This is a genomic window from Sphingobacteriales bacterium (assembly GCA_016706405.1).
Lineage (GTDB): Bacteria > Bacteroidota > Bacteroidia > Chitinophagales > UBA2359 > BJ6.
Window position 1 is genome coordinate 99056 of the sequence record JADJJT010000003.1, and the last position, 24422, is coordinate 123477.

General features: G+C 40.3%; 15 protein-coding genes and 1 pseudogene. 11 read left to right on the top strand and 5 right to left on the bottom strand.

The features are described from left to right. Nucleotides 1-34 precede the first annotated feature (34 nt). Complete coding sequence (gene sprA, locus IPI59_12335; GenBank protein MBK7528316.1) at nt 35-7660, bottom strand: cell surface protein SprA; 7626 nt, start codon at nt 7658-7660, stop codon at nt 35-37. 983 nt (nt 7661-8643) lie between these two features. Between sprA and IPI59_12340 the strand changes: the two genes are divergently transcribed. The 5 genes and pseudogenes from IPI59_12340 (at nt 8644) to IPI59_12360 (ending at nt 14530) form a co-directional block, all read left to right on the top strand. Then, nucleotides 8644-10098, top strand: coding sequence for an N-6 DNA methylase (locus tag IPI59_12340; GenBank protein ID MBK7528317.1), 1455 nt, complete (start codon nt 8644-8646; stop codon nt 10096-10098). 416 nt (nt 10099-10514) lie between these two features. Then, nucleotides 10515-10715, top strand: a pseudogene (locus tag IPI59_12345) (restriction endonuclease subunit S). Nucleotides 10716-11361: 646 nt separating this feature from the next. Then, a complete protein-coding gene (gene tnpA / locus IPI59_12350) occupies nt 11362-11814 on the top strand; it encodes an IS200/IS605 family transposase (protein ID MBK7528318.1) in 453 nt (150 codons plus the stop codon). After that, nucleotides 11801-12052 (top strand): hypothetical protein, encoded by a 252-nt coding sequence (locus IPI59_12355; GenBank protein MBK7528319.1) that lies wholly within the window; start codon nt 11801-11803, stop codon nt 12050-12052. Before tnpA ends, IPI59_12355 begins: the two co-directional genes overlap by 14 nt. Nucleotides 12053-12109: 57 nt before the next feature. Further along, on the top strand, nt 12110-14530 hold the full coding sequence (locus IPI59_12360) for a DEAD/DEAH box helicase family protein (GenBank protein MBK7528320.1): 2421 nt from the start codon (nt 12110-12112) through the stop codon (nt 14528-14530). 143 nt (nt 14531-14673) lie between these two features. On the opposite strand, the gene IPI59_12365 is transcribed toward IPI59_12360, so the two are convergent. Further along, nucleotides 14674-16320 (bottom strand): DUF4832 domain-containing protein, encoded by a 1647-nt coding sequence (locus tag IPI59_12365; protein ID MBK7528321.1) that lies wholly within the window; start codon nt 16318-16320, stop codon nt 14674-14676. Between the two features lie 127 nt (nt 16321-16447). Here IPI59_12365 and IPI59_12370 point away from each other — a divergent pair, with 127 nt between their 5' ends. Beyond that, complete coding sequence (locus IPI59_12370) at nt 16448-17374, top strand: hypothetical protein (GenBank protein ID MBK7528322.1); 927 nt, start codon at nt 16448-16450, stop codon at nt 17372-17374. A 10-nt stretch (nt 17375-17384) separates the two neighbouring features. Here the strand turns inward: IPI59_12370 and IPI59_12375 are convergent, their stop codons facing one another. Then, nucleotides 17385-18554, bottom strand: a complete 1170-nt coding sequence (locus IPI59_12375) for a CHAT domain-containing protein (GenBank protein MBK7528323.1) — start codon at nt 18552-18554, stop codon at nt 17385-17387. 257 nt (nt 18555-18811) lie between these two features. Here IPI59_12375 and IPI59_12380 point away from each other — a divergent pair, with 257 nt between their 5' ends. Together IPI59_12380 and IPI59_12385 are read left to right on the top strand one after the other, a co-directional pair. After that, the gene (locus IPI59_12380) at nt 18812-20077 is read left to right on the top strand and encodes a peptidase C1 (protein ID MBK7528324.1); all 1266 of its coding nucleotides are present in this window, start codon (nt 18812-18814) and stop codon (nt 20075-20077) included. A gap of 30 nt (nt 20078-20107) precedes the next feature. After that, on the top strand, nt 20108-21076 hold the full coding sequence (locus IPI59_12385) for a hypothetical protein (protein MBK7528325.1): 969 nt from the start codon (nt 20108-20110) through the stop codon (nt 21074-21076). Here the strand turns inward: IPI59_12385 and IPI59_12390 are convergent. Together IPI59_12390 and IPI59_12395 are read right to left on the bottom strand one after the other, a co-directional pair. Further along, nucleotides 21073-21504: a 3-dehydroquinate dehydratase gene (locus IPI59_12390; protein ID MBK7528326.1), complete on the bottom strand. Its 432-nt coding sequence runs from the start codon at nt 21502-21504 to the stop codon at nt 21073-21075. The two genes, IPI59_12385 and IPI59_12390, sit on opposite strands and share 4 nt — an antisense overlap. A gap of 64 nt (nt 21505-21568) precedes the next feature. Then, complete coding sequence (locus IPI59_12395) at nt 21569-22159, bottom strand: helix-turn-helix transcriptional regulator (GenBank protein ID MBK7528327.1); 591 nt, start codon at nt 22157-22159, stop codon at nt 21569-21571. A gap of 154 nt (nt 22160-22313) precedes the next feature. Here IPI59_12395 and IPI59_12400 point away from each other — a divergent pair, with 154 nt between their 5' ends. Genes IPI59_12400 through IPI59_12410 form a run of 3 tightly spaced genes read left to right on the top strand, consistent with a single transcriptional unit; the run spans nt 22314 to nt 24412 of the window. Beyond that, nucleotides 22314-23096 carry an enoyl-CoA hydratase/isomerase family protein gene (locus IPI59_12400; GenBank protein ID MBK7528328.1) on the top strand — a complete coding sequence of 261 codons (783 nt, stop codon included), beginning with the start codon at nt 22314-22316 and terminating at the stop codon, nt 23094-23096. 58 nt (nt 23097-23154) lie between these two features. Then, nucleotides 23155-23694, top strand: coding sequence for a dCTP deaminase (locus tag IPI59_12405; protein ID MBK7528329.1), 540 nt, complete (start codon nt 23155-23157; stop codon nt 23692-23694). A gap of 4 nt (nt 23695-23698) precedes the next feature. Beyond that, nucleotides 23699-24412 carry a 16S rRNA (uracil(1498)-N(3))-methyltransferase gene (locus IPI59_12410; protein MBK7528330.1) on the top strand — a complete coding sequence of 238 codons (714 nt, stop codon included), beginning with the start codon at nt 23699-23701 and terminating at the stop codon, nt 24410-24412. Nucleotides 24413-24422 lie beyond the last annotated feature (10 nt).

Here is a 24422-nt window from a genome sequence, read left to right on the forward strand (position 1 = left end):
AATCCAATTCAATCTAAGCCAAGCCAAAAGCTTTTTAGCCACCAAGGGTATAGTTTAACCTGATACCCCCTTTTGACGAGGTAATTGGGTAGGAGGTAGTTAAGGCGGGTATATTTTTTGAACGCTCGTAAAACAACGAAATACGCAGTCTGTTGTTTATAACATAGTCTAAAGAAGGGGCTATCCGGATGGTTTTCATGCCGGCAGTAACTTCTGAAACGCCTTGGTCTAAGCGGTAATTTACAGTTAAATTGTCGCGCACCGAAAAATCAAAATTAAACGTTAAATCGTTATTTAGCTCTAATTTCTTTTTGCCAAATTTAAATGGCATGGTCATCTTCGGAAATTTATAGCCAACACCTATAGTAAACTCTTCGGTTTTAGCTTCGCTAAGCTGATAGTCTTGGAAACTCATACCCAGCGTCCGGCCTTTTTTGTATTCAACTCTGGTGGTTAGCCCAAATACCCAAGTAGCATCAATTCCGGCCAAAGGGGCCATTTGTTCGTTAATTAAAATCTGAGGTATTTGGTAATAGCTAAAATAGTTTCCGGTAAGGGTATCTAAGTCGCTAATTTCGGCTAAGCGTATATTTTCGTTTACGATATAATCAATTAAGCCGTTTTCGTTAATTATTACCAAGTTTTGGTCGTAGTATCGGTCGTCAAAAATTAAATTATTGCGGTAATTGCTAATGGTAAGGGTCGAGGTGTAGCTGTGCGTTAGGTTTATACTGTTAAACGCGCGGTTAAACAGTGGCAATTTGCCCAAGCCCGAGTAAGTTACCCGCCAGTTTGGTTTGGGCATTCCATTAAACGGATTTAGGTTTACTTTTTCGGCACTTTTTTTGGTGTAGGCGGCAATAAAGGCTGGGGTAAGTACATCTTGCGAGTAAGGGCCATAGCCTTCAAAAAAGCCATTTACATCTTGAGAATCTAATTTGCTGTAATGTATTATATCCGGATTTGGATTTAACTCAGCCCATCTTTTTGATATGATAGGTCTGTTTTTTTCAAATATTTTGAACGTTTCCGAAACTTTTGTGCTATCGTCAACCGAGTCGAACATGGTATTTAAAGCATAATAGCTAATTGTGTAGCTACCCACATCCATTTTTGATAAGTGCTGGAAAGCTTTTTGGTTATTGGCTGCGGTATCAACTTTAAAAAATTCGCTGTGGTTTCGGTTGTGGTTTAAGGTGGCTGTTAAATCAATTTTTAGGTCGGGGTAGGGTTCTAAATTGGCTTTTAAACTAATGGTGTTGGCCATTGTTTGCCTAACCTGTGTATTTAACGAGCGGTTAGTTGTAAGCATGTAAATATCTTTCGAGGCTGCCCATTCTAACCAGTCACGCAAATCGGGCTGATTACCAAATATAAAATCCCATCCGGGTTCGGGTTTGCCATCGCCCCAATACATGCCAAAATATTTAGGGCGCTCCATAAATCCGGGGATAGTGGTTTCGTGGCGCTGTCCAATCGTTGCCGATACGCGGCGCAAAGAGAATAATGGCCTTACAAACAACATTTCGGGAATGCTTATTTGCCCTTTAGTTTTAGTTTTTTTCTTGTCTTCTTCTTTTTTTGCCTGTTCGGGTTCTTTTGCCTTCTCTTTACTTGATTTGGTTTTTTTAGTCGGTTTTTTTGCGTTAATTTTTGCTTCGCTAACCCGTTTAAAATAGGGAATGCTATTGTAAATTTTGGTTAAGTTAAACTCGGCGTTCAATTGCATGTTTCGGGCGTTGCCAATTGTATTGCCCAAGGTATCGGCCATTTCTATGGGGTTGCCTTGCCAGTTATAGGTGGCGCCGTAGGTGGCGCGTAGCTGTGCCCAGCTAAGCAACGGAAATTTATCTAACGGAACAGTGTAAGACAGATTTAAAGATTGGTTGTAGCCCTTAGGGCGGCCAAATCGTTTTAGGTTTTGGATGATGGTATCGCGGGCATCTTTTCCGGAAACGTCTTGCGGTTCGTCAATAACGGCGCGGTGGGTTGCGGTAAAATCGGCAGTTATTGAACGTGCCGGATTATATTTTAGGCCATAGTTTCTGTCCCAGGTAAAAATTTTACTGTACGATGGGTTTAATATTAAGCCCGGCTCAAAAGCGCGCAGTTTTAAAACACCAATTTCGCGGTTTATATCATTTCGGTACGATAAATTGCTTGGAACTAAATTTAAGTTAAAATCGCGTATCAGTTGTAAATATTTACTTTTTTGAGGTATAAACCGTTTCATGGGCGACCAGTAAATTGGCCGCGCGCTGTACGAATAGGCTAAACTTGCCTTGTGGCGTTTAATACGGTCGCTTTCAATTATTGGGTCACTTAAATGTTGGTCGGTATAAGCGTAAGTAGCATTCCAGTTTTCGACATCGTAAAATTGAGGTTTGCGCTCGGTATTGGTGCGTTCTTTGCGAATATTGGTAAGGTTTACGCTTTTAATAGTTTGTTGTGTTTGGGTAATATTTTTATAGGCTTTGGCGCTGTCGGCTGCGTTTGGCAGGTCGGCTTTTGCGCGTATTGAGTCTAAAACTGTATTTAGTTCAATATCAGTATCATAGGGGTCGTATTGAGGGGTGCTAACTGATTCGGAGTAGCCTAAGTACAAGGGAAGGCGCAATCCGGATTTTGCAGGTAAAAACTTACCCATTTCAAAGGTTCCGGAGGCATCATATTGAGTAAAATTATCCTTGTACCGGTCTTGTAGTTTTTGCTCTAAAGTTCCAAAACCTTCGGTGTGGGCGTTGGCGGCTACGGTTACATTACCCCAGTCGGCTAATTTAAGGTTGGCGTTGGCAAGTGCAGCATATCCGGGCGATTCGTCAAAGTCGGTTAAGCGCAGTTCGTTAAACCAAACCTCAATACATTTTGTTTGCTCATCGTCTATTAAATTGCCAAAATTATCAACTTTGTTTTGTGTTTTGGCGTTTATCTTGGGGTTGCGCACGCCCAGCATAATTTGTTTGGCATCACCAAAATCGGGACTTCCAACTACGGTTATTCGTATAAACCTCGCCAGCGAGTCCCATGAAACAGGGATATATTTCGAGTAGGGTTTGTTTATTTGCGCCTTTGGGTCAAAGTTTCGTTGTAATTTCAGGTCAATTAAATCTTGCAACACCAATTCAATCCGGTTATCTTTGGGCCATACTAACTCGCGGTTAGCATTTGTATTGCCTACTATTGGAGGTTCGTTTTGCGTTAAGCGCAAAGGAATTTCGTCCTCGTAATAATTTTCTTGGAAATCATCGCCAATCCGGATAAAAGCACTTACATCGCCGTCGTTAATATCGTTGCTTAGGCAACATTTATCGTTTAGCAATTGCTCGGCATGAATAAACATTTGCAATTTTTTAAATCGGCGCATGTCTATGGCTAAACGTTTAAATATACCGCGTCCTTCGCCATCGGGCAAATTGCAGGCCTGCATTTGAATTGCCCGCTCATCGAGCAATATTTGTGCCGACGAGCTTGCCAATAAATCTTGTTCAATGCCGGGGGGCAGTACATAAGCAATAGGGGTGCGGTCGGCATTTTCTTCTAAGCTAACAGTCGAGAGGCTAAAAAAGGCTTCACTGTCGGTATCGGGGTTGGCAGGCTGGTATTCGCCTTCTTCGCGCAGCGCTTGGTTAAAGCGGCGCCAGGTATTGCGCACCAAATTAAATTCGGCCATCCGCAAAATTACCGAGTCTTCGAAACCGGTCATTACCATCCGCATAAATTCTATATTGCGCAGGCTTGTTTCGCCAATTCGTTCGCTGGGCGCATTAATGGGTATTTTAAAATGATACCAACGAACTTGTTTTATACCATCTAATGTATCGGGAAGTTTTGCGTCAAGGTAATCGGCCAAATAGTCGTTGCCAATTTGCATTTGGTCGGCTGGTTTTAGTTTTATCCGGTATTGAAAATAGTTCTCGGCATCGCCAAGCGATTTGTCTTTATTTAAGTCCTCTGTTTCGGGGATGGTAGTTCCCGAATCGGTTGTTATGGTATTGTCGTTGCCTGTTTCAGAGGGCGAATTTCCATCCGGACCGCTAAAATATTTATACCGTTGTGTAACACCGGCATTAATTTGGTCGTAATACTCGTTGTTAAAATGCCTGAAATTGTCAGACGATGGGTCTGTTTCGGCGGTTGTATAGGCTTCGGGGGTTAAAACACCTTTTAACTCGTTAAGATAGGCAGCAAAATGTTGCCGTTCTAAGGTGTCAGACATTCCATCGTAACCAACGTCTTGTTTTTTGCGGCCTTCCACATCGTTATCAAAGGCAGGTTGGTCGGTTACAGGCCTAATTTTCGAAATTAACCCCCAGTTAGTGGTGTCTAATTTTGCTACAATTTTGTTTGTCGGAAGGCTGTTTTCAAAAAACTGTTTCCCATCTTTTAAAACATCTTCGGATACACTACCTAATTGCAAGTAAAATTCTCCGGAATTATTTTGCTGATAATCGTAGGCAAAGGGGTCCATTAACCAAAACTCAATAAACTCAAAATTTGCTTGCTCAAAGTCTTTGTTTAGCATGTTGTGGGTAATGCCTGCCCAACGCGAGCGTGGATTTTTAAGTTTGCCGCTGGCTGTAACACCATCCGAATAAATAGTCGAGTTGGCATCAAAATTATAAGGGCCGCGCTCTTCGGGGTAGTATGCAAGGTCGAGGGTATAAAGATATTGCTGGCCTAAATTGCTTAGTTGGTTGCTGTTGCGATTTGGGAAAAGCTCGCGCTCGTTTATAATGCGGGTGTAAACATTTTTTTTGCCTAAACTTTGAATTTTCGAGTAGCCATCTAAGCGATACCAAGCCAAACGCGCCCGGTTTTTGCCATAATCTAAATTATTGTTTAAAACTGACTCCGGAAATAATGTTTCGCCAAATTCGTTAACCATAAACCGGGGTGTGCTGGCCAAACTCCAAGCGGTGTAAATATTTAGCGGGCTTGATGGGTTCGAGCCTTCAAAGTCGTCTATATAAACTGTGCCATCGTTGTTGCCAATAGCTTTGGGGTGTCCAGGCATAAACACAGCCCCTTCGGCATTTAGGGTAAGCGCCGAAGGCTCTTTGGTCGAAAGGCCGGGCAATTTATCTAATAATCGGGTTAGGCTGGGCAAGTCTTTATAGTATTTGCCATCCATGCCAACCATGCTGTTTTTGATGGGGTTGTCGTCAAAATTTACTTTTCGCGAGAAGGGCCGCTCGCTAAGGCGCACGGCGGTAGCCCCCAGCGAAAAATCTTTGTTGATATAATAGTCTAAGCGCGTTCCCATGTACGATTTGCGCTGGAAACCACCAAACGAACTGTCTTCGTATTGAATTTGAATAGATGAGCCCGAATTTATGTAGGCTTCGTTTAAAATAGTTATCCGGCCTAAATTATAATCTACCGTATAATCTGAGTTTTCTTTTAAAACAACGCCGCCGGCAACTACTCTGAATGAGTTTGGCGGGATATTGAACGCGCCCAGTGAAATTTCGGAGGATATATTTGATTTGTAAGTTCCTTTTATAACAAAGCGGCTAAATTCCGGATAATTGGCAGCTATGGTTTTGGTCGAGTCGTACAGTTCATCGTAAGCATATTTATTGGCCATTTCAGGGGCGTTGCCATTGGTTAAAAACACTTGCCTTAGGTTTTGGCCAAATGGCTCGAGGACAGTAAACATAAGGCGACCATTGCGGGTAACAATAGTTCCAAACCGAACGGTATTACTGGTTAAATTGGTTACGTCCGGAAAATCGCGTGTTGCGTCAACAAAGTCAAAAATACCATCGGGGTAGGGTTCGCGGTTAATATTCAGGCGGTCAAAACCTAATAATTTAATGAGTTGCTGGCCTTTAACGCCTTCGCCTTCGGGTAGATACCTAATATCGCCACCTCCGGGATTTTGGTAATAGATATCGAGTTTAAAATCGGTAGGATTAATTTGATATGCACCTAAATTATAGATGTTTTTCATCATTAAATCCCATATTGGGTGGGTTGGCAATTGCGTTGAACTTTTTAGCATTTTCAAGAATAAAACCCTTGAGTCGCTTTTTTGGTCAACGGTAAAAACGTCTTGGGCAAATTCGCCTACCCTAAACAAGCCGCCATTGCTGGTTGTATATTCGTAGGCTACGGCTAAAACCTCGTTGGTTTGAAGGGTAAAGTTTAACGATACGAAGCCTAATTGCGGGTCGTAGGTAAATTCATCTTCGTTTAATTTGCGGGCTATAGTTTTTCTGAAATCGCGCAAATCGGTTAGGCCATATTGACCAGAAGTTAAGAGGCTGCTTACCGCATCGAGTTTGCGCAGTTGGCCGTTGCTGTTTATTTTTTGGTATAATGTGTTTGCGTTATTATCCGGAAGATTATTTTTGGCAATTTTGTCTATTCCCGGAGCCACTATCAGTTCGGGTTCGCCAAGGTCGGCAAACCCTACTATATCGCGCTGAATACTGTTTTCGGTCGAGCGCGAGTCGCTGACCCATACTTCCAATTTGGTGATGGTAATATTGCTGTTTATATAAGGCAAACTTTTTACGGCGTTCTCGTAATTGTCTCTAAAATAGTGCCCTAAAAAAAAGTGCCTATTTTCGTCGTATTCATCGACGTTCACTTCATATTTTTGGGTTTGAGCGCCATTTTCTAATACCAACGATTTTTTTTGCGATTTTTGTTCAGAAATTACGCTGTTTACCGTTAATCGGCCAAATTTTAGTTTGGCTTGGATACCCCACAAGCTTTGTGCACCCGGAATTAACGAAGTAGGAAGCGGGAAATTAACATATCCGGCCCTTATTTCTTGCACAATTTTGTCTTCGTCGCCAATATATTCTAATTTTATTTGGTTGTCTAAGTCAAAAACGGCTTTTGTATTAAAATTGAGGTTTGCTTTAAAGCAGTCGCCAATATTGGCGTTTAGCCCCATGTTTATATTTTCGTTAAACTCAAAAGTGGCGGGCTGCCTTTGTGCGCGTATGGGCAAGGCGGGGTTGTCAATGCGCTGCGAACGGAAAGCAAATTCGAGGTCAATTGTTCCGGTGGGGCTAATAGAGATATTGTCGCCACAAAATAAGCCTTTTAAGGCGTTGTTGTCGAGTTTTAGTAGGTTTTTAACCGGACTTTTTTCTAATAATCCATTAGCAAATCCGGCTGCTCCGCCGGTTCCGGATGTATTTGTTCCGCCTTGCCCTGCCGTTTGCCAGTTTTGTGTTTCAATTTGCTCTTGCCGTAAGTTCCAATACTCATCAAAAGTTAAATAAACGGGGGGGCGAACTAAATCGCCGCCAACAGTTTCGGTAACAATATACATGCCCGTTGCGGGGTCGTAAGTAACGGTTTGTTTTACCGATTTTGGGTCGTTAAGGTCAAACGGGTTGTAGTTTTCGTTAGTTGGGTCGTAATAATCCCATCCTTTATCGTCATAAATAGGAAATGGCAAGGTATCGCCTATCTTTTTTTGGTTGCCCGAATCGGGCGAAGTTTTTAACCAATTTGGCTTGGCGGTTATAATCTCCAAATTTTCAGGCTTTTTTTGGAAATTATTTGTATTTGCCGCTGTGGGTTTGGTAATTGTGGGTATTGACTCGTTAATAAAGCCAAGGGTGGTAGCGCCGCCAAAAATTGCTACCACTACACATGCTAAAAAGGCCGTTGTGGCCAAATATTTGCTCGTATTCAAAAGCTGCAACGGAATTTATTATACTACAACTAAGACTTAAAAATTAAGAATTTAAGGCTGCAATTAGAAGTCAAAAAAGCTAAGATTAACAGCATTTAATCTGTTAAATAGTAGATAATTGTCGTGCCAACTACAAACACTTGTGCAAAGAAACGAGTTTAAAACCAATTTTTTGCATTTTGCCTAATTTTTAAGCGATACTTTAATTAATTTGTGTAAAAAATTTAGTCAATAAAAACCAATTTAGATGTTTATATTAAAATATTGAGCAAATATTGCTGTGCTGGTATGGGTGCTGCCACATCAAACGAAAAAACAAGTTATTGGGCTGCTTGGATTTTAGTAAAAAATATCGCCTTTTTTGCCTTGAACTAAATGAACCCGCAAAGATAAGCAAAAAAAGAAATTTTGTAACACAACATAAAATATGTTAAATGCAAAAAGCAAAAGAATATTGTGTGCTTAAAAAAAATACTCAAAACTTGTAGTGAAAATAGATATGAACATTCGCTTATTTGTATTAAAAGAACTAAACAAAAATAGTAAACCGCCGCCAACAACGGCTTTAGCGGTTAGGTGGTACTTTGGGCTTGATGAAGCGAATAATTTCCGGATGGTGCTATAATGGACAATCATTTCAGACATTATCCGGATAATTTTTTCCTAGATTTTACCTTTTAATAAATTCATTCCTCCGGATTTTTTAAAGGAACAAAAAAACAAGGCCATAAATCGCCCCCTATTTAAATTTTATCACTTAAATTTGCCGATTATTAATATTAACGATTGTTTAGATGAACCTACGTTGTACCGCCCTCTATTGTGCCACTAAAAACATTTAGTAGCCTTAGAAATGAACATAAAAGCCTTCACTTGGGTAAAATCAAAAAAGTGCTATTTTTTGCCAACCTGAATTTGAGTAAAACCAACCCATTCAATGAAAACTACTTAACTTTACAAATTGATAAAAACAGCGATAAATAATGTTTGAACAGACTTTTAAAAATATTGACGATATACTTCACAAAGACGCAGGTTGCGGCAGTGAATTGGACTATGTGGAGCAAACCTCTTGGATTTTGTTCCTGAAATACTTGGACGACTTAGAGAAAGACCGAGCCACAGCAGCCGAACTTACAGCAAAGACTTACACGCCTATTATTGAAACAGATTACAGTTGGACAATTTGGGCTGCGCCCAAAGGCAAGAACGAAAAACTTGACCACCACAAGGCTTTGACTGGTGATGACCTTACTGACTTTGTAAATGGTAAACTGTTTAACTACCTCAAAAAATTTAAGCAAAGTGCCGAAAGTGCCGACACCATTGAATACAAGATTGGCGAAATTTTCAGCGAACTGAAAAACCGCATACAAAGCGGTTATAATTTGCGTGAAGTCATCAACCTTATTGACCAGTTGCGTTTCCGCACCCATGCAGAGAAGCACGAAATGAGCCACCTGTATGAAGACAAAATCAAAAATATGGGCAACGCTGGGCGAAACGGTGGCGAATACTACACGCCTCGTCCTTTGATTACGACCATTGTAAAAGTGGTTGCCCCAAAAATTGGCGACAAAATTTATGACGGTGCTTGTGGTTCTGCTGGCTTCTTATGCGAAGCGTTCAATTATCTGAAATCGCACAAATCGCTTTCTACTAAAGAAACCGAGATACTCCAAAAGAAAACTTTTTACGGCAAGGAGAAAAAATCATTGGCTTACATCTTGGGCATTATGAATATGATTTTGCACGGTGTGGAAGCTCCCAACATCATACACACCAACACACTTGCCGAAAACCTTGCCGACATACAAGAAAAAGACCGCTATGATGTGGTGCTTGCCAATCCGCCTTTTGGTGGAAAGGAACGTGCCGAAGTGCAACAAAACTTCCCCATTAAAACAGGCGAAACCGCTTCGCTCTTTTTGCAGCACTTTATTAAAATATTGAAAGCAGGTGGCAAGGCAGGTGTGGTAATTAAAAACACGTTTTTGAGCAATACCGACAATGCCACCGTTGCCATACGCAAAACCTTATTGGAAAACTGCAACCTGCATACTGTGTTGGATTTGCCGGGCGGCACCTTTACCGGTGCAGGTGTAAAAACTGTAGTGTTGTTTTTTGAAAAAGGCAAAGCCACGCAAAAGGTTTGGTTTTACCAGTTGAACCTTGACCGCAATTTGGGCAAAACCAACCCACTCAACGAAAACGACTTGGCAGAATTTGTGGAACTGCAAAAAACCTTTGCCGATAGCGAAAACTCTTGGACGGTAAATGTTAAAGACATTGACCAAAGCACCTTTGATTTAAGCGTAAAGAACCCGAATAAAAAAGAAGAAGCTGCCCTACGCCAACCACAAGCCATTTTGGAAGAAATGAAAGCATTGGACGAAGAAAGTGCCGAAATCCTTAACTCAATTTTGGAACTGATATGAAGCACGATTGGGAAATAAAAAAATGGTGAAGGGTTGGAATTGAAGTCATGGCTAGCGGAACAACCCAACGAGTATTTCAAAATACAGATAGTGGGATAAAATTTATTAAAGTTGAATCACTTACAGAATCAGGAGAAATCATTCCCAATAAAGTTGTAAAGAGTTGATGAAAAATTAAAAAGAAAAAATTGTTTTAGAATGACATTTATATTTTCAATTGCAGGTTGAGGAAGAATCGATTGTTGAAGGAAGACATTTTGATATTTACTTAAATCAAGCATTGGCAATAATCCGATTGATAAGAAAGAGTATTCACTTTTAAATTCTTGCCAAATATTTCAATTCAAATATTGTAAAAGATGAAATTGAAGAAAAGAAATTGATTATCAGGCTAACAAATTTATCTGACTAATTAAACAATTATTGTTCCCCTTCCCCCTCTCCCCGAACAACAACGCATCGTTTCCATCTTAGATGAAGCCTTTGCCGCCATAGCCAAGGCAAAAGCCAATGCCGAACAAAACCTCAAAAACGCCAAAGAACTTTTTGAAAGCTATTTGCAGGGGGTGTTTGAGAAAAAGGGTGATGGTTGGGAAGAGAAAAAGTTGGATGAATTGTAACAAAATTCAAAGGGGTTGATCACCCAACCCAAAACCAAGAAATTGAAGAGAAAGAATTCAATTGTTACAGTAAGAGATTTATCGAAATGCGAAGACAACTGATTTACTAGAACACAAAATAACAGAAGAAAGTTAAAAGCAAATTAGGTTTGTGTACCGAAAATGAATTTTATTGGAACAAGGTGCTCAACAAGGGATTGTTGTATTACAGGAATTGAAGGTTATTATCAAGACGGTTAAAGCTTGTTAGTCAAGTCAATTAAAATATTCAATTGACCAATTTTCTTTATTATATGATGAAATCTATCTCAAAATAACAATTCAAAAAAGTGCAGGTGCAGCGTTCCAATATCAACACAAATTATTTGAATAATCTTCCAATTCCATTCCCAATCAAACCAAGCCCAACAAACCATCGTCCGCCAATTAGATGCCCTGCGAGCCGAAACACAAAAGCTGGAAGCGGTGTATCAGAAGAAAATAGATGATTTGGAGGAACTGAAAAAATCAATCTTGCAAAAGGCTTTTGCGGGGGAGTTGCGAAGCCCCGAAGGGGCGGAATACAAAAGCGAGGTGGCAACGCCCCTCGCGGATAAGAAACCAAACACCATCACAAGCCCCGAAGGGGTGTAATACAAATGCTATGGGACAGTCACTCGTAAAAAATTATATTCACATCGTATTCAGCACCAAGTACCGTGAGCCGCTGATACATCCACCAGTAGAATCAGAACTGCACGCCTATCTCGGTGGCATCTGCAACAAACTCGACTGCACCGTCATCAAAGTAGGTGGCTTCACTGACCATATCCACATACTTTGTATGCTATCCAAAAAGATAGCCTTGATGAAGCTGATGGAAGAACTAAAATCACATTCATCCAAATGGATCAAAACAAAGGGAACCGGATATGAAAACTTTTATTGGCAGGATGGATACGGAGCTTTTTCTGTTAAACCTTCAGAAGTTGATACTGTTATCGCTTACATTGCCAATCAGCACGAGCATCACAGCAAAAAAACTTTTCAGGATGAATATCGTGCCTTTCTGAAAAAATATAATGTAGAATATGACGAGAAGTATGTTTGGGATTAGCTATAAACCCGATGTTGATGTATTACGCCCTTTCAGGGCTTTGGTGTCGTGGCTTTGCCACTCGATAGGACTACGCCCTAACTTAACATATTATGCCCCTTTGGGGCTTTCATATCATAGCCCTGAAAGGGCGTTATATAATAGCGAGGCGGTATCTCCCCTCGCGAAAAACAATGAGGCGGTATCTCCCCTCGCGAAAAACAACGAGGCGGTATCGCCCCTCGCAACAAACAATTAATCACAAGCCCTGAAAGGGCATAATACGCTAAAGATGGGTAGCGTCCATCGTGAAAAAATGACCGAAGACGATACAAGAGCGAACCTTATAGATCCCAAATTAAAAGCTTGCGGCTGGGGTGTTGTTGAGGGTTCTAAAATTTACAGAAACCATCCAATAACAGCAGGCAAAATACAATCGGGCGGCAGTCGTTCAATAATTCTTAGAGCTGATTATGTGCTTGCCTATAAAGGAATAAAATTAGCTGTGATTGAAGCTAAGGTAGAAACAGAAGAAGTGGGTGAAGGCGTAATGCAAGCCAAGAAATATGCCCAAAAGCTGGAATTAGAAACCACTTATAGCACCAACGGAAAATCCATTTACCAAATCTGTATGAAAACAGGTGCAGAAGGTTTGGTAACAGATTTTCTAAGCCCTGACGAACTTTGGAATAAAACGTTTTCACTTGAAAATGAACAATTGAAAATTGAAAATGAGTGGAGGGAGAAATTTGCATCGATACCTTTTGAAAATAAAAGTGGAAGTTGGCAGTTAAGATACTATCAGGAAATAGCCGTTCAGCGAACCGTTGAAGCCATAGCACAAGGTAAAGATAGAATTTTGCTGACGCTTGCCACAGGAACAGGAAAAACGGCCATTGCTTTTCAAATAGCCTGGAAACTGTTTCAAACCCGTTGGAACTTGTCTTCGACAGGCTCTGACTACGTCCCACGAAGACCAAGAATTTTATTTTTAGCAGATAGAAACATATTAGCCGACCAAGCTTACAACTCATTTTCGGCATTTCCGGAAGATGCTTTAGTCCGGATAAAACCCAATGAGATAAAGAAAAGCGGTAAAGTACCAACCAACGGCAGCATTTTCTTTACCATTTTTCAAACCTTTATGAGTGGCACGGATGCAGAAGGAAAACCTGCACCCTACTTTGGAGAATATCCAACCGATTATTTTGATTTCATCATCATTGACGAGTGCCACCGTGGTGGAGCCAATGACGAAAGCAATTGGCGAAGCATTTTAGAGTATTTCAGTCCGGCAGTGCAATTAGGTTTAACCGCTACACCCAAGCGAGAAAACAATGTGGATACCTACAAATATTTTGGCGAGCCTGTTTACATCTATTCGCTGAAAGAAGGTATCAATGACGGTTTCTTAACGCCTTTCAAAGTTAAACGCATCAAAACCACCTTGGACGATTACCGCTACACTTCGGACGATACTATTGTGGAAGGCGAAATTGAAGAAGGCAAACTATATGAAGAAAAAGACTTTAACCGCACCATAGAAATTGTAGAACGAGAAGCCAAGCGGGTAAACATCTTTTTAGATGAAGCCAATCAAAAAGAGAAGGCTATTATTTTTTGTGCTAATCAAGGACACGCAGCATTGATACGGGATTTGGTAAACCAAAACGCTAAAACCAAAGATGCTTTCTACTGCGTAAGAGTTACCGCCAATGACGGAGAAGAAGGTGAAAGACTATTAAGAAAATTTCAGGACAACGAAAAAACGATTCCAACCATTCTGACCACTTCGCAAAAACTTTCTACCGGAGTGGATGCCAGAAATATTCGAGGTATCGTTTTGCTTCGCCCAGTAAATTCAGTAATTGAGTTTAAACAAATTGTTGGCCGTGGCACACGTTTGTTTGACGGCAAAGAGTTTTTTACCATTTATGACTTTGTAGATGCTTATCAAAAGTTTAACGACCCTGAATGGGACGGGCCACCATTAGAACCAGAACTTTGTAAAAAGTGCGGACAAAATCCGTGCGAATGTGAATATGTGCCGCCGCAACCCTGTCCCATTTGCGAGCAAAGACCTTGCGTTTGCGAAAAACAACCACCACCTTGTGAAAAATGTGGGCAGCGACCTTGTGTTTGCAAGAAGAAAGTCAAAATTAGACTGCGAAACGGTAAGGAAAGAGAAATACAACACATGGTTTCCACTTCGTTTTGGAGTGCAGACGGCAAGCCCATTTCGGCAGAAGAGTTTTTGAATAAACTGTTTGGCGAGTTGCCCAAACTTTTCAAAGACGAAGAAGAATTGAGAAAACTGTGGGGCAGCCCACTTACCCGAAAAGTTTTGTTGGAGAATTTAGAATCGGCAGGTTTCCCCAAAGACGATTTACTGACTTTACAAAAGTTGGTAGATATGGAAAAAAGTGACTTGTATGATGTGTTGGAATACGTTTTCAATGGCGACTACATTGCCATGACAAGAGAAGCCAGAGCCAAAGCAGCTGAAGCGACAATTTTTGCCTTACTCAACGACAAGCAAAAAGAGTTTATCACTTTCGTTTTGAGCAAATACATTGAAACTGGTGTGGACGAACTCGACCAGGAGAAATTACCAATCTTGCTGACAAACAAGTATCAATCATTGGAAGACGCAAAAGAAATTTTGGGAGACGTGGCAAACATCAGCAGACTGTTTATAGAATTTCAAGAACATCTTTACAAACAGAAAGCAGCGTAATGACAGGAAACAGCCTACCTACAGCTAACGTAAAGCAGGCATACACATTGGCATGCCGCCCAAGCCAACCCACAAACCAAAACGTGGCTCTAAGCTAACGCAGAGATGCCCAAAAATTCAGCCCAACCAAAATACCTACTCCGTTAATAGCTTTCGCTTACACTAATGCTTGCATTGCCGGCATTTTGCCACATAATTGTTACCGTATTACTCCCTTGCCCGCTAAGTATTATGCCGCCCGTAACTGACCATGTATAGGTATGGCCAGGCATGTAGTTTACGCTATAAGTAACGGTGTTATAATTACATGCAGTATTTAGGCCTGTAATTTCGGGCTGGGGTGGGGTAGTGCCCGCCCATGCGTTGCCGGTATAGTTTTGCCCGCCGGTATAATTATTGTCAATGGTTAAGTTGTGATTAAGTTTGTTGTAGCCTGTGCTCACTTCATAAAGTCCGGTATTGGCCAATTGAATGGCGTATTTAGGGTTTGTTTGCAGGTTGGTTTCGGTATCGTCAATGTTTAGGTACAAGGCGTAGGTGCCGTTTGGCATATTGCAGCCAATGCCAACAGTGTCGGTTATGGTTAAAGATGGGCCGCTAAACCAATAGCGAGGGTCGGTGTGTTGCAGGGGGGCAACATAATCGGTATTGGTTGTGGTATTGCGCAAAATTAACTGTACTTGCCTGGTATTAAAACACGCGGCAAATCCTTCGTTTTTTAAATTTAATTCTATAATTACTGCATCGCCCATTGCGGCGGTATTGGTAAACGTGCCCGATAATAGTTTAAACCGATAGCCCAAATTTCGCTCCATATCGTCGTAACAACCTTCGGTTTGCCATCGGCTTAATACATCCGGATGATAGGAGTCGTTGCAATAAGTCCAATGAAAACGTTTCATTTCCTTAATCGCATTAACACAATTGGTGTAGGTGGCATTGTCTTCGCAGGTTTCGCCGCCCATTGCCAAATAGCGGGTTTCGGCAGCCCAGTAAGGTTTTTCGGCGGTAGTATCGGCAAAAGTATAGTCGTTCCAATCTGCTAAAAAGCAATCGTTATGGGCGGCAATACGGGCTAATGCCGTTTTATTATACGCATCGGCGAGGGTAATACTGTCTTCCGGAATTGTTAAATCGTACATAAGTTTTTTCATTTCGGGAGTGCGCAGCGAAACCATTCTTTTATCCGGAACTGCTGCCAGCAAACTATCCATCACCTCGCGCCGGTCGTTAATGTTTTGGGTGGTTAAAGGTGCTAATGCTTCGCATCCAAAAAAATCGCTGTAATACCACTCGCCCCAAACGCCTATAAAACCGGCATGAAGGGTTAAAATTATATCGGCATGGTTTTGTAAAATAGGTTTTAGCTGATTTATATGGTATAAAACCCAATATTTTGAGGCATCGCCAAAAGGTGGGTTGCCATTATTATGATCGTCAGTATAGGCAAAACGAACAACGCATTTTAATCCGGCATTCCGGATTGTATTAAAATCGGCTTCTATTTTTTGCAGATAAGTATTGCTAAGAGCAGAATTTTTAAAATTGGGCAAATAAAAAATCCGGAAAATAACCGATATTTTGTTGTTGGTATATAAATCTTCTAAATCGCTTTGAACTAACGGCGTGTGGTTGTTCGAATAGGTGCCTGCCCAGCGATAAAAACCGCGCTCGGGGTTGGCAAAAATGGCATTGCTGCCCGTATAATTTACGGTAGTTGTTTGCCCTATCAAAAGGTGGTTTACGAAAAGCAAAACTATTATGGTGAAACGCAACAAGTAAATGGTCAAGTTTTGAGGTTTTAGAAAAAAAGCTAACAAAATTAGAAATTAAATTTTTAATTTTGCCCATTACCAACATAAATTACTATTGCCAATTATGTTTTGTAAACTGTACCCATACATCCGGCTATTTGTTTTGCTCTTATCCTTTTTTGTTGTAGCGGATATCACTTTTTCGGCGAAATCTATTGCCCAGCCTGCTCTTTTTACTTATAACAACACCATAGATACCTCTTGGCTATTGTTTAGGCAACCAGCTTTACAAATTGTTTCGCCGCCCACCCAGCCTCAAAATTGGCTGCCTCTTTTATTTGGCTCAGATTTATCCATAGACGACAGCAACGACAGTATTGGCGGGGCGCGTATTTTAGTGCCACTTGCCGATATGGCCGGGCAAACAAATATTGGCTACAATTTTCAAATTGATAGTGTAAGTAATTACCAGCGCAGCGATGGCCAAAATTTTTATTTTGTAACTATAAAGGGTATGCCCAATTATTGTTCAGGTGGCGCTACGGGTTTGGCAATATATGCACAAACTTATAATGTTGATGCCGAAGAGGGTGCCTGGAATTTAGTTTTTTTTAATCCGGTTTTAGATGAAGGCTCGCAAATGGCCGAACAAAATATTATCCGGATTCATCATTTGCCTAATGATATGGTGGTAATTTATGCGGGTTCGCGCTTAGCAATGGTATGGGATTTTAAGCAGCCGAGCGGCAACAATTTAGCCGAAATTGTAAATTGGGGGGTAATGGTTAAAACTATCGGAACGTTTAAGCAGGTGCAAGAACAATATAGTTACTTAAATGCTCATTTTAGCAATTTAGTTTTTATTGCTCCCGATTCAAATCCGCATACGGCAAAAAAGCGCTACCATGTGTTTTTGCCAAGTTGTAATTCAAGGGCTGCTGCTGCTTGGGTGTTAAACGAGGTGAACAAAAAATTTAAACAAGCATATATTCGCAATATTGTTGATTTTTGCCCCAACTTAGTTTATAATAACGAAAAATTGGCTTACGAATGTAAGTATAAACCAAAACCGAAACCAAAACAAAAATAAGTTCAAATAATTACACGTTAATAATTTGCCCGTTTAGCCATAGTTGTACGTCGTTTTCGGTTTGTGCATCGGTACGCAAGCGGCTTGCGCGCAGGTTGGCATGGGTTTCGAACTCGGTGTAAAGTATAAACAATCCGTCGTTGAATGCCTCTTCAATAGTTTTTCCTTCGCTAATGCCAACATAAAAACCTTTGGCAAAACTAATGGCGGCATTATCATCAACGGGTAAACTATTGCCAACAACGTAAATACCAAACTCCGAAATTGTTTTTGCTTGCTCGGCACTGTAACACGCATTTAAAAACACTAATTTGGGCTTGTGCTTAAGCTTTGAAAATAATAATTTAAGTGCCATATTGGGCAAAAGCTGGGCTGTATTGTCGTCTTTTGCAATAATGATACCTTTTTGCTGGCCATGCCCCGAAAAGTGGATGAAATCAGGATTTTGGGTAAACGCACGAGTTATTTCGGTGGCAGTTACAGCCATTTCCGGATGCAAAAATTCAAATGCTTCACTTTTGTCGCCCAATTTCATTTCTTTTTTAATTGTCTTTAATTCAAAACCACTTTGTAAATTGGCCTCCTCTTTTGGATTGGCTGCCAAAAACAATATTTTAGTGGTAGTTGCAGTATTTTTGTTAATTAAAGTGCCATTGCCTGTGCCTGTGCCGGAAATAATATTGCCATCGCCGGTGCCTGTCTGAAAATTTGAAGGCAAACGTTTAAGCGTCAAATTTTGCGCTTTAGCCACAAAATACTGTATGGCAGCAATAATACGCGCTCGTTGTTGGCGCAAGTCGGCGTTATCTAATAATCCGGCATTATAGTCGCGTTGCAACTGATTGTACTGAGCTTTTTGCAGTATAAAATCGTTTTCATCGGGTAAAATGGCAATAGCTTCGCCCAAATTACCTTCGCTTATTAACTGGGTAATAATTTGCTTGGCTTCGGCAGTGGTTGGCTGTGGCGTTTGCAATTGCGATGGGTTAAAAACCGAAAGCGGTAAGCCATAAACAAAAGATAACAAGCGGTCGGTAAAATCTATACTTTTAGAACCATCAAAAAATTCTTTCCGGATATTGTCATAGGCAGCATCTTTCAAGTCTAAAGTATCTAAAATTGCAAAAACATCCTTTATTTGTTGGTTATTAATGGCGGCAATTATCGTTTGTTTGTCCATTGTTTATAGTTTGGCCTAAAAATACAAGTAAGTTTTTATTATTTCTTAGTATTTAGAAAATTATATTATCTTTTATTTAAAAATAACTTTGTAGCACAAAGTAAAATAATTTTAACTAAATTCTTTACCCTCAAGCATTGTGTCGGTTTTAATGAAAAGAACAATAGAAAATAGGAGTTTTACCCTCAAAAAAAACTAACTTAATGCGTATATTTGCGGCTTAACAAGCTAATCAAACTATATTTAGACTACTAAACATGAAAAAGCATATTTTTAGTATTTGCCTACTTGCCTTATTGGGCGCAATATTTCAAAACATAAATGCCCAACACACAAACACCCCCGATAAAGCTGTTTTTGTAGAGGGGAAAGGCAGTTACTATATCAATACTATTTTAAAAGATATAAGGGCTTACGATGAACAGGCAACCGAACCCGAACCTCCAAAAAAAGGTTTTAAATTACAGGTAGCCGATAAAAATTACCCAACTAATCCGGATGATTACCAACAACAATGGCATCAAAAACCCATTTCGCAGGGCAATACAGGTACTTGCTGGTGTTTTTCGACTACTTCATTTTTTGAAAGCGAAATTAAACGCATTTCCGGAAAAGCAATAAAATTATCAGAACTATATCCGGTTTACTTTGAATATGTTGAGCGGGCAAGGCTTTTTGTTCAAAAACGCGGGCATGTTAATATCGGCGAAGGCTCAGAAACTAATGCTGTAGCCAAGTTGTATAAAAAATATGGTGTTGTGCCCTTAGAGGCTTACAAAGGAAAACCCGACAGGCTTAAATTTCATAACCACGAAAAAATGTTTGCCGAATTTGATGGTTATCTTAAAAACGTAAAAAGTACTAACGCATGGGACGAAGATAGGGTAGTTGAAACGGTAAAATCTATACTAAATTATTACATGGGCGAGCCGCCAACTGAGTTTATGCTCTGCGGCAAAAAAATAACACCACTTGAATATTTAAAAAGCGAATGTAAACTTAATATGGACGATTATGTTGATTTTATGTCGCTAATGCAAGAGCCTTATTTTACCAAAACTATTTACGATGTGCCCGACAACTGGTGGCGCAGTACCGATTATTACAATGTGCCGCTTAATGATTTTACAAGTTTAATAAAAACTGCCATTAAAAAAGGCTACACTATTAGCATTGGAGGAGACGTTAGCGAAGCTGGGTTTGTAAACACAGCTAACGTTGCAGTTGTACCAACCTTCGATTGCCCCGCCGAATATATAGACGAAAACGCAAGGCAAATGCGATTTTTAAATGGTAGCACCACCGATGACCATGCGATGCACCTGGTTGGCGTTACCGAAAAAAACGGCGAAACATGGTATTTGCTAAAAGATAGCAGTTCGGGCTCGCGCGGGTGCGCCGAAGGCGAAGCCTGTAAACAGTTTGGCTATTATTTTATGCGCGAAGATTACGTGAAACTCAAAATGATGACCGTTACCTTACATAAAGATGCGGTCAAAGATTTGATTGCCAAAGTAAAATAGCAATTATAGCTAACCAAACCAAATTGCCGCATGAAGCTTGCAATTGAGCAATTGCCAATTTATACCGGACACAAGGCGGCTATTTATGCCATGGCTAATAAACAAGATGGCCATAGCTTTTATAGTGCCGATGGCAATGGCTGGCTGGTCGAATGGTCTGTTAGGCAGCCCAATAAAGGCAAAGTTATAGCTCAAATACCAAGCAATATATTTTCGTTGTTTTATATACCCCAAGCCTCGCTGCTTGTAGCCGGCACAATGGCAGGTATTGTTTACATGTACCATGCCGACAAAAGTAAACTTGCATGGCCGCCCATCCAGTTGGGTGGGGCAGTGTTTGACACTTATTATTTTGCCCCTACCAATCATTTGTTTTTTACCTGTGGCGATGGAAGCCTATGGAAAATGGATATAGAAACAGGGCAAACAGTTGGCAACGTAAAACTTTCTACTGAAAATTTGCGTTGCTGTATAGGCTTGCCCAATCCGGATAACAACAAAACTATGCCTTGTTTAGCTGTTGGGGCAAGTAATGGCTGTATCTATATTGTAAATGCTCAAAATCTCGAAATTGTCCAAACTGTAACGGCAGCGCACAATAGCTCTGTGTTTTGTTTAGCATTCGCTCAAAAAGCTAATCAACTTTGGACGGGCGGACGCGATGCACAAATTAATATTTGGGATTGTTTGCCCTCTGCTCCAAATTTATTTTTGCCTAACAAGGCAAATCAACAGATACCGGCACATTTATATACCGTAAATGCCTTGTATATCAACGAAGCGCAAAACTGGGTTGTTTCGGCCAGCCGCGATAAAAGTTTAAAATGGTGGCATTTGCCAAGCAAGCAACTATTACAAGTAATCGATCCATTTAAACCCAATTACAAGGGGCATCTTAAGTCGGTAAATGCTTTGTGTTTTTTTCCGGAAGAAAATATATTGCTATCTGCCGGAGATGACCGCCAAATATTAAGCTGGAAAATTTCTGTTGGATTTTAGCTTTTGGCTGTTAAGTGCAATAGCTGTTGTATGGCTAACCAATATCCATTTAGCCCGCAACCAATAATAACGCCTTTGCAATGGGGGGCGGTAAACGAACGGTGCCTAAACGTTTCGCGGGCAAATGTGTTCGACAAATGTACTTCAATTACCGGCGTTTCAATAGCGGCAACAGTATCGGCAAGGGCAATACTGGTGTGGGTGTAACCGGCTGGGTTAAGTATAATGCCGTCGGCAGAGAACCCTTGTTTTTGTAAATACGATATCAAGTCGCCTTCGTTGTTAAATTGAGCATAACTTAGGTTTAATTCCGGGAAATTATGCTGTAAAGTAGTAAAATATAACTCAAAATTAATATGCCCGTACCATTCGGGTTGGCGTTTGCCTAACAAATTAAGGTTGGGGCCATTTACAATAGCAAAGTGCAAAGGGGAAGCAGGCAAAGGCATTTTTTTATATCCGGATAAGCAAGTGTATTCCTAAATTCGTTATTTATTCAGATTGACCAACTTCGGTAAGTGGTAACCGGTCTTTCAAGTCTATTTTTTTATAATCGGTAACTGACATGCCCACCACCGATTTAAACTGATTAGATAAATGCTGAACGCTGCTATACTCTAAGCGATTGGCAATTTCACTCAAAGTTTTATCGCCATACGAAATCAACTCTTTAGCCCGTTCTATTTTTTGCAAAATTATATACCGCTCGAGGGTTATTTTTTCGTACCTCGAAAACAGTTTGCTTAAATGCGAATAGCTGGTTGCCAATTTTTGCGCTAAAAATGAAGAGTTTTTTATATGTTGGTCGTTTTGGTCGTAATGAATCATATCAATAACTGCCGCTTTAATGCGTGCCACCATTTGCAGTTCGCCGTCAAGCACTAATTCAAAGCCAATTTGTTGCAAAGCTATATTTATAGAGGCAAACTCGTTGGGACTAATCGCCTGCCCAATAATAGCTTCGCCAAGTGCCACACTTTGTAAATTATAACCCATTTGCGTAATGGTATCAGTAACGGCTTTAATACAACGCGGGCAAACCATATTTTTTATAAATATTGTTGTTGAAACTAATCTTGACATAAATAACAGTTTTGCGTTTTTGATTTTACAAATTGTAGTGCAAAAATACTACTATCTGGCAATAATGTGGCATAATAAAACAATCTTATAGACTATAAATTGTTCAAAAACTTGAAAAACTGTATCTTCGCACGTTTTTTTATAAAATTAACCTATGCCAAGTTTTGAAACCTTATTATTCGAAATTAAAGACAGAATAGCATACATAACGCTAAATCGCCCCGAAAAGAGTAATGCACTTAGCCCCCAAATCGTTTCGGAGCTAAAAGAGGCATTTTCGAAGGCAAGTTCAAGCCCTTTGGCAAAAATTATTGTGCTTAAAGCTAATGGTACGGTATTTAGCGCCGGTGCTGATTTAGCCTATTTACAAAGCTTACAAAATAATACTTACGAAGAAAACCTGGCAGACTCGAATAATTTGAAGGAGTTATTTACGCAAATGTACTTTTTAAATAAAGTAATCATTGCGCAGGTCGAAGGCCATGCCATTGCAGGCGGGTGTGGCTTGGCTGGTGTTTGCGACTTTGTTTTTTCTACGCCCGAAGCTAAATTTGGCTATACCGAAGTTAAGATAGGCTTTGTTCCGGCAATTGTTTCCATTTTTCTAATCCCGAAAATTGGCGAAACCAATGCCAAAGAATTACTACTCCCAGGAAAATTAATTAGTGCCGAGTATGCACAAAAAATTGGACTGATTCACTACATTTATGAAAAAGACCAAATTGCCGAAAGCATACAACAATTTGCTTTGAATTTGTGTAAAAATACTTCCGGAGAATCGTTGCGCATAACCAAAGATCTTATTGCCCGCATACAAACTATGGATTTTTTTGAGGCACTTGAATTGGCAGCTTCAACAAATGCCCATGCGCGGTTGGGTACAGATTGTAAACGAGGAATAGCAGCTTTTTTAAATAAAGAAAGCATTGAATGGTAATTTTTTTAAGCAAAACCCCTTAGTTTTTTTATAAATAATAACTTGTTAAAGCAAGCCCATGATATTAACCGACCAGCGCATTTTACAAGAAATAGCAAACGGAAACATAGTAATAAACCCCTTCAAACACGAGAGCTTAGGTACAAATTCGTACGATGTGCATTTAGGTAAATATTTAGCCGTTTATAAAAACCGTATTTTAGATGCTCGCACCGAAAACGAAATAGTAGAGTTCGAAATTCCGGAAGATGGCTATGAACTGCAGCCTAATACTTTATATTTAGGTGTAACACTTGAATACACCGAAACACACCGGCATGTGCCGTTTTTAGAAGGGAAATCGAGTATTGGCCGTTTGGGCATACATATTCATGCAACTGCCGGCAAAGGCGATGTTGGGTTTTGCAACCATTGGACACTTGAAATCTCTTGCCTACAACCTGTTAGAGTTTATGCCGGAATGCCAGTTGGGCAACTAATTTATTTTAGCATTGACGGTGATGTAAATAATTATTATAACCGGAAAACTAATGCCAAATACACCCAACGAACCAATAAACCCGTTCCGAGTATGATGTGGAAGAACTTTCAAAAATAATTTTATGCACTTTTTTTATGCGCCGCAATTTGCCAACCAACAATACGTTTTGTTAGGGCAGGAGGCCTGGCATTGCGCCCGTGTACTGCGCAGTAAATTGGGCGAAGAAATACATGTTTTAGACGGCTTAGGTAATACCTATGCCGGAAAACTAACTGCCATCTCCGAGCAAAATTGTAGCGTAAACGTACAACAAATAACTCACCAGCCACAGCCCGAAAATCAGTATTTACACGTAGCCATTGCCCCTACAAAACAGACCGAACGCATGGAATGGTTTGTTGAAAAAGCAGTAGAACTGGGTGTAAATACCATTAGTTTTTTAGAAACCGCAAGAACTGAAAAAACAAATATCCGGATGGAGAGAATACAAAAAACGGCTATTAGTGCTTTGAAACAGTCGGGAGGCAAATGGCTGCCAATTATTCAGGCCCCTATAAAATTTCCGGATTTTATACGCCAAACAATACAATCAAACAGTAAAATATTGCCACTTATTGCTGCTTTAAGTCCACAAAGCAAACCTATTCGGCAAGTAGCTGCGCCCCCATGCCGTGCTGTTGTGTGCATAGGCCCCGAAGGCGATTTTACACCCGCCGAACTTAATTTGGCAGAACAAAATGAGTTTATTTTTGTTAGCTTAGGACAAACGCGCCTGCGCACCGAAACTGCCGGAATAGCTGTTTGTTGCTGGCTTCATCCAATTTTAACGGCCTAATTATAATAGG